The 7005-nt window shown below is 45.1% G+C and carries 7 protein-coding genes; all 7 read left to right on the forward strand.

The window, feature by feature from the left end; translation table 11 throughout:
• Positions 1-180, forward strand: a 180-nt coding sequence (locus AC1DLM_RS34110) for an SRPBCC domain-containing protein (protein WP_477572467.1), incomplete at its 5' end; no start/stop codon positions are given.
• A 326-nt stretch (positions 181-506) separates the two neighbouring features.
• Positions 507-2084, forward strand: coding sequence for an ABC transporter substrate-binding protein (locus AC1DLM_RS34115; protein WP_477572473.1), 1578 nt, complete (start codon positions 507-509; stop codon positions 2082-2084).
• Entirely contained in the window at positions 2072-3064 is a 993-nt protein-coding gene (locus AC1DLM_RS34120; protein ID WP_477572468.1) for an ABC transporter permease, read from the forward strand. Before AC1DLM_RS34115 ends, AC1DLM_RS34120 begins: the two co-directional genes overlap by 13 nt.
• The gene (locus AC1DLM_RS34125; protein ID WP_477572469.1) at positions 3061-3918 is read left to right on the forward strand and encodes an ABC transporter permease; all 858 of its coding nucleotides are present in this window, start codon (positions 3061-3063) and stop codon (positions 3916-3918) included. The genes AC1DLM_RS34120 and AC1DLM_RS34125 overlap by 4 nt, the downstream gene beginning before the upstream one ends.
• A 31-nt stretch (positions 3919-3949) precedes the next feature.
• Positions 3950-4867, forward strand: coding sequence for an oligopeptide/dipeptide ABC transporter ATP-binding protein (locus AC1DLM_RS34130; RefSeq protein WP_477572470.1), 918 nt, complete (start codon positions 3950-3952; stop codon positions 4865-4867).
• Positions 4857-5456: an ABC transporter ATP-binding protein gene (locus tag AC1DLM_RS34135; RefSeq protein ID WP_477572471.1), complete on the forward strand. Its 600-nt coding sequence runs from the start codon at positions 4857-4859 to the stop codon at positions 5454-5456. Before AC1DLM_RS34130 ends, AC1DLM_RS34135 begins: the two co-directional genes overlap by 11 nt.
• A 94-nt stretch (positions 5457-5550) precedes the next feature.
• A complete protein-coding gene (locus AC1DLM_RS34140) occupies positions 5551-6618 on the forward strand; it encodes a metallophosphoesterase family protein (RefSeq protein WP_477572472.1) in 1068 nt (355 codons plus the stop codon).
• Positions 6619-7005: the final 387 nt, after the last annotated feature.

Raw genomic sequence — 7005 nt, forward strand, 5'->3', positions numbered from 1 at the left:
GATAAGAATCGGATGTCGATTTCTGTGACAACTGTTGAGTTCAAGCCAGAGGGTACGGGGACAAAGTTGATATTCACTGAACAAGGCGTCTTCCTAGATGGCCATGATACACCTGAACAACGAGAACATGGGACTGCAATCATGTTGGACAATCTGGGCAAGCAGTTGGAAAACCTCTAAATTTGCATAATCAATATCAAAAAACCGGCCGTAAGGCTGGTTTTTTTGTGTGTTCATAAAGAAAAAACTTCACACATATGTGAAGTTCTTAAGATCCTAAATTTTGAATTCGATTGATGAAGATTGTAATATCACTAATCGTTGTGAGTATTTGTGAATTTTGAAGTTTATCAAGTCATCTTTCACATTTGAGGTGCTTGTTGGGCGTATAGGAATATTGGAAAAATAAGTTCATTTCCAATGTAATGTGTGTTACAATTTTACCAAATCGTAACACTGCACACGTGAACATTGAGGGAGTGACTCATTTGAAGCATCGTTTATCCATGATTCTGATTGTATTAACCGTATTAACTTTGGTAACTGCTTGTACGAAACAAAAGCCTCAGCCAGTGGCTGAAACGGCCAAGAAAGAGATTGTTCTAGCCATTGGGKGGGAGCCAGAGGCAGGATTTGATCCGACAACAGGGTGGGGGCGTTACGGATCACCTTTATTCCAAAGCACCCTGCTCAAACGAGACAAAGATTTGAATATAGTCAATGATTTAGCTACAGGGTATGAGGTAAGTCAGGATGGCTTGGTTTGGACAGTTAAGTTGCGTAAAGACGCCAAGTTCAGTGATGGTAAACCTTTGACAGCAGCAGATGTGGAATATACGTACCAAGCGGCTTCAGCAAGCGGTTCGTCCATCGATTTGAGTAACTTAAAGACTGTAGAAGTTTCCGATGAAACGACAGTTACGTTTATGCTCAAAGAACCTCAATCCACATTTGCACAAATGCTTGTTGCAACAGGTATCGTCCCGAAACATGCACATGGTAAGGATTATGCGCTTAAACCGATTGGCTCAGGGCCGTACAAATTAATTCAATGGGATAAAGGTCAGCAATTAATTGTTGAAGCCAATACAGATTATTACGGGAACAAACCATTTTTCCAGAAAATCACGTTCTTATTCCTCGGTGAGGATGCTGCTTTCGCTGCTGCGAAGGCGGGAACCGTTGACATGGMTGCCATTCCAGCAGCATTTAGCAAACAGGCAGTAAGCGGAATGGAATTGAAAGCTGCCAGAACTGTCGACAATCGTGGCATTATGTTTCCTTATGTGAAATCAGGCGGTAAAACGAAAGAAGGCTATCCAATTGGTAATGATGTTACGGCCGATTCAGCCATACGTAAGGCTATTAATATCGCGATAGACAGAAAAAGCCTAGTACAAGGTATCCTAGAGGGTCATGGTACACCAGCCTATACGCTGAACGACGGTCTTCCATGGTTCAACCAAGAGTCAGTTATCGCAGATGCAGACATGAATGCAGCGAAAAAGCTGCTTGCTGATAACGGATGGAAAGATACGGACAATGATGGCATTGTTGAAAAAGGGGCATTAAAGGCAGCTTTCAATCTGCTTTACCCATCTAGTGATGTGACTCGTCAATCGCTTGCCATTGCTGCTGCCGATATGTTGAAACCGTTAGGTATTCAAGTTAAAGCAGAAGGAAAAAGCTGGGACGAGATGGAGAAACAAATGCATGCGAGTCCAGTGCTTTTTGGCTGGGGCAGCCATGATCCGCTCGAAATGTACAATGTATACAGTAATAAATTTGGCGGTGTAGAATACTACAATCCTGGATATTACAACAATCCGAAGGTTGAAAACTATATGACACAAGCATTACGGGCAACGAACGAGAAGGATGCTTGGGCATTTTGGAAAAAGGCACAATGGGATGGGGAAACGGGTTTGAGCGCCAACGGCGATGCACCATGGGCATGGTTAGTGAATCTAGATCACCTCTATTTGGTTAAATCTGGTCTCGATATCGGTAAACAAAAAATTCATCCGCATGGTCATGGTTGGCCTTTTACCGATAACATTGAGGAATGGCGATGGAACTCTTAAAACTTTATCCATTTATCCTTCGTAAAGGATTAGGTTTATTACTGCTGTTGCTTGCTGTGAGCGCCATTTCATTTATGCTCGTTCACTTCTCTCCCATTGATCCCATTCAAGCTTATGTTGGCGCGGATATGATGAAGGTTAGTGCAGAACAGCGTGAAGCCATTGTGCAGTATTGGGGGCTAAATGATCCGCCACTCCTACGGTACTGGCATTGGTTGAGCGCTTTGGTGAGTGGTGATTTAGGCACTTCTATGATTTACCGTCGGCCTGTGCTGGAGGTGATCGGTGAACGGTTCGCCGCATCTCTCGCACTCATGGGGGCAGCATGGCTGTTGTCCGGACTGATCGGATTCGTATCTGGCGTATTAGCCGCAATGAATCGGAATACATGGGTTGATAAAGGTATCCGATGGTACTGCTACACTCTTTCCTCGACACCAACGTTCTGGGTTGGCTTGCTATTTATGCTTGTGTTTGCGGTATGGCTCGGCATCCTACCTGTAGGACTTGCCGTTCCTGCTGGCACCACAGCAGATCAGGTTCAATTCATAGATCGAGTTCGACATATGATCCTGCCTGTGCTGACACTTAGCGTGACAGGGATCGCAGCAATTGCACTGCATACGAGAGAAAAGCTAATCGATGTCACGGAAAAGGAATACTGGTTATTTGCCAGAGCCCGCGGTGAGCGAGGATTCACCATCTTTTGGAGGCATGGTCTAAGGAATGTGGCTTTGCCAGCTATTACACTGCAATTTGCGTCATTCAGCGAGCTATTCGGTGGAGCTGTCTTAGCTGAACAAGTATTTTCTTATCCTGGATTGGGACAGGCTGCTGTAGAAGCAGGGCTTCGAGGAGACATCCCTTTGTTAATGGGCGTTGTATTATTTAGTGCACTATTTGTGTACTGTGGAAATGCGATGGCTGACCTAAGTTATCGTTTTATTGATCCGAGGATGAAGGAGGGAAGTCGTTCATGAAGCAACTTATGCGCGTCGGAATGGTGCTTCCCAAGCTTCATCATCGACTGAGATTATATATTTCAACAATGATTGCTGTGTTCCTATTACTAACTTTGATCGCAATGTCTATGGGGCTTGATGACTCGGGTTTAGCCACCAATTTGACGCAGCGTAATTTAGAGCCATCCACTATGCACCCATTCGGGACGGATTGGCTAGGCAGGGATATGTTTACCCGGACTATGAAAGGATTACTACTCAGTCTGAAAGTAGGGCTAACTGCCGGTATTTCAAGTGTTGTGATTGCCAGTATGATGGGAATTGCAGCAGCCGTCTTGGGTCAAGTTGTGAATCATTTCATTAATTGGGTGACTGATTTATTCCTTAGTGTGCCTCATTTAGTAACACTGCTCTTGATTTCATTTGTGCTAGGTGGAGGGGCCAAAGGCATTATCATTGGCGTCGCGTTGACGCATTGGCCAGCCTTGTCGAGGGTTATTCGCGCTGAGGTTATGCAGATTCAAACGGCTCCTTATGTTGTTATCTCTCGTAATTTCGGCAAATCCCGGTGGTGGATCGCAACAAGGCATATCCTTCCTCATCTAGTTCCACAAATATTGGTGGGAATCATTCTAGTTGTTCCACATGCCATCCTACATGAAGCCTCGATTACCTTTCTTGGGATGGGGCTATCGCCGCATGAGCCTGCAATTGGTATCATTTTATCAGAATCCATGCGTTATTTATCTTCAGGTCAGTGGTGGTTAGCTTTGTTTCCTGGCTTGTGCTTATTAATAATGGTACGGACATTTGCTATGCTAGGCGAAAATTTAAAACAATTCGTGAACCCACAACAGACGCATGATAAATAAGCACGGACATCTACGTGAGAGGAGGTCACTTATGCTAGAAATTAGCAAGCTTTCTATCCGATTTAATCGGCTTGATCGCCGCCTGCGACAGGTGAACACTGAAACGATACATAATCTTCATCTATCCGTTGCAGCCCAAGAGATTCTAGCCGTTGTAGGTTCGAGCGGTTCTGGTAAAAGTCTACTCGCACATGCCATATTAGGCATTCTTCCAAATAATGCCCAGGTATCTGGTACCATCCAATTTAAGGGAGAAGAATTGACCMCAGATAGACAGAGACGGATACGTGGGAAAGAAATCGCGCTCATCCCGCAATCTGTTCAGTATTTGGATCCATTGATACGCGTCGGCGAGCAGGTGGAGCAATCCGTTCGTCAAGGTGACCCGGTAGCACTTAGGCGGATGGCTTTTAACAAGTATAACCTCGCTGATTATGTGGCAAAATGGTTTCCCTTCCAGTTATCCGGTGGCATGGCTCGTAAAATTCTTGTCTCAACCGCAACGGTTAGCGGAGCTAGATTGTTCATCGCCGATGAGCCAACACCCGGACTTGATACTTTAGCAATGACGGAGACATTGAATCGTTTCCGTCTATTGGCGGAGGACGGCTGCGCGGTGATGCTGATCACACATGATATCGAGGCTGCTTTAACTGTAGCGGATAGAATTGCCGTGTTATATGCGGGAACGGTTGTGGAAATTGCGCAGCGCAGCGATTTTACGGGTAACGGGGAGAGACTGCGACACCCCTATACAAAGGCGTTATGGAAAGCACTCCCAGGTCAACAATTTGTTGCTATCCCTGGCTCTCAACCATTACCGGATGCATTACCGAAGGGGTGCGTGTTTGCTCCGCGTTGTTCGTCAGCAACAATCGAATGTGAAGAGTCTTCACCAGAGCCGCGTACACTGAGGAACGGAGAAGTGAGGTGCTTGCATGCCACTTGAGGGGAAATCACTTGGCTATCGTTATAACAAAGGGGCATGGGTTTTGCAGCAAATGACTATTCGTATGGAAGCTGGCGAGTTTGTCGGACTTGTCGGGCCAAGTGGTTGCGGCAAATCTACGCTTGGTAAATTACTTGCGGGACACCTTCAACCCACGGAAGGTCATGTTCTTCTAGACGGCGGTTCGATACCTTCTGGTGTACGAAATCCTGTGCAATTAGTTCTTCAGCATCCTGAACAGGCGGTGAACCCCAAATGGAAGCTGCGGAGAACATTGGCGGAGTCGGGCAAAATTGACGAACATATGTTATCGGAGCTAGCCATTGAGGATGCGTGGTTAAATCGCTACCCTAGCGAACTATCGGGTGGAGAATTGCAGAGAATATGCGTTGCTAKGGCGCTCGGATCCGGCACTCGTTATTTGATCGCAGATGAAATGAGCACCATGCTCGATGCCATTACGCAAGCACAAATTTGGCAGTCGGTGCTGAAATGGGCTGAGCGAAATCATACAAGTATACTGGTCATTAGTCATGAGCATCAATTAGTGAATAGATTATGCAGTAGAGTAGTGGAGTGGCAGAGTTAAAAAATCTCTAATGTTTTACTAAATTTATGACGACAATATGATAAAATTAAATTAGTAAATGACATAGATGATTTATCCTCTGGGGGGAAGCTTCATGTTATCGCGTAGACAGTTTATTAAAAGATTGCTTGCAACCGCATTCGCATTAACGGGTGTCGGTGCACTGCTCAAACAATCATTAAAGGGATCTGATACGAAAGTAGCGGTGACGGATGCCTCGCAGGAGCACATAATCCCGCAAGTATCCGCACATCCGGTTTCGGTGGACTCCAACAATCATCGATTATTACTCTCATTTTTCCTACTTAGCGATGTGCATATTTCCAACAATGGCACCACTACGATTATTGATAAGCTTCATTCGGCATTGAAAGATATCACTCATTTTGAGTCGCCCGTAGATACGATCGTATTCGGCGGGGATATCACGGATATAGGCCGGGATCAAGATTACAAGCTTTTCCGAAAAGTATTAGACAACTACAAATTACCGCCTCTCTACGCGAATATGGGCAATCACGACTATTACGACATTTGGATAAGCAGTAAGGGAGATTGGTCCGCGGAAACTGTCCCCAACGGGAAAACTGATGCGATGTCCCGTGAACGCTTCATGAAGTTTTTTGGCTATAAAGATAAGCCTTACAAAGATGTCTGGATGAATGATGTACATCTGATTATGATGTCGCAAGAGACCTATGTGCAGGAGAACCCTGAGGTGGGGGAGGGTGCATGGTATTCGGATAAGCAGCTTGCCTGGCTCGAAAATATTATGAAAACGCATGAAGATGGAAAGCCAGCTTTCGTCTTCATCCATCAACCACTGCCGGCACCCGATACAGAAGGGAAACCGCCTCAATTGCTCCGAGCCAAAGAGTTTCGGGCAATCTTAGCGCCTTATAAGAATGTTTTTGTCCTGTCAGGGCACACCCATCGTAACTTCGCAACGGAAAATCACTATAACACACAGAACACCTTTCACTGGTTCAATAATGCTTCTGTCGGCAAAACACGCAGCACGGACAATCCCAATTGTGCGCAAGGCATGTATGTTCAAATCTACACCAACGAAGTGGTGGTTCGTGGCCGGGAATTTTCCGATAAGACCTGGATCGAATCGGCAACATACACCGTACCCATGGTTCATGCCAAACAAGCATAGATGTATGATCATATAAATGGCATTTAGGGGAAAGGACATGCACATGGGGCATGTCCTTTTATATTATCCCGTGCTCCGCGCGAGTAGATGGATTTTCTACAGTTAAATTTGGGGATTTCTCGTCGAAAACTAGATTAGATGGATAAGCTACAGGTAATTTTAGACATTTTATTCGATAGGCACAAAAGTGGCAGTTTTAACTACATATTTTACAGTTAATTCAAATTTCAGAGGGAATTCCTCTGAAGCCCCCTAATTGGATTGGAGTCATCAATATGCAATAAGGTACAATATCGGTGAGGGGGAATGAAATGTATGAAAAGCAATATCCTTTATGATGAGCAACGCATCAAAGTAGCCCAAGAGGCTCTTAGCGGAACTAAGTTA

It is taken from the genome of Paenibacillus sp. 01T442 (assembly GCF_056398345.1).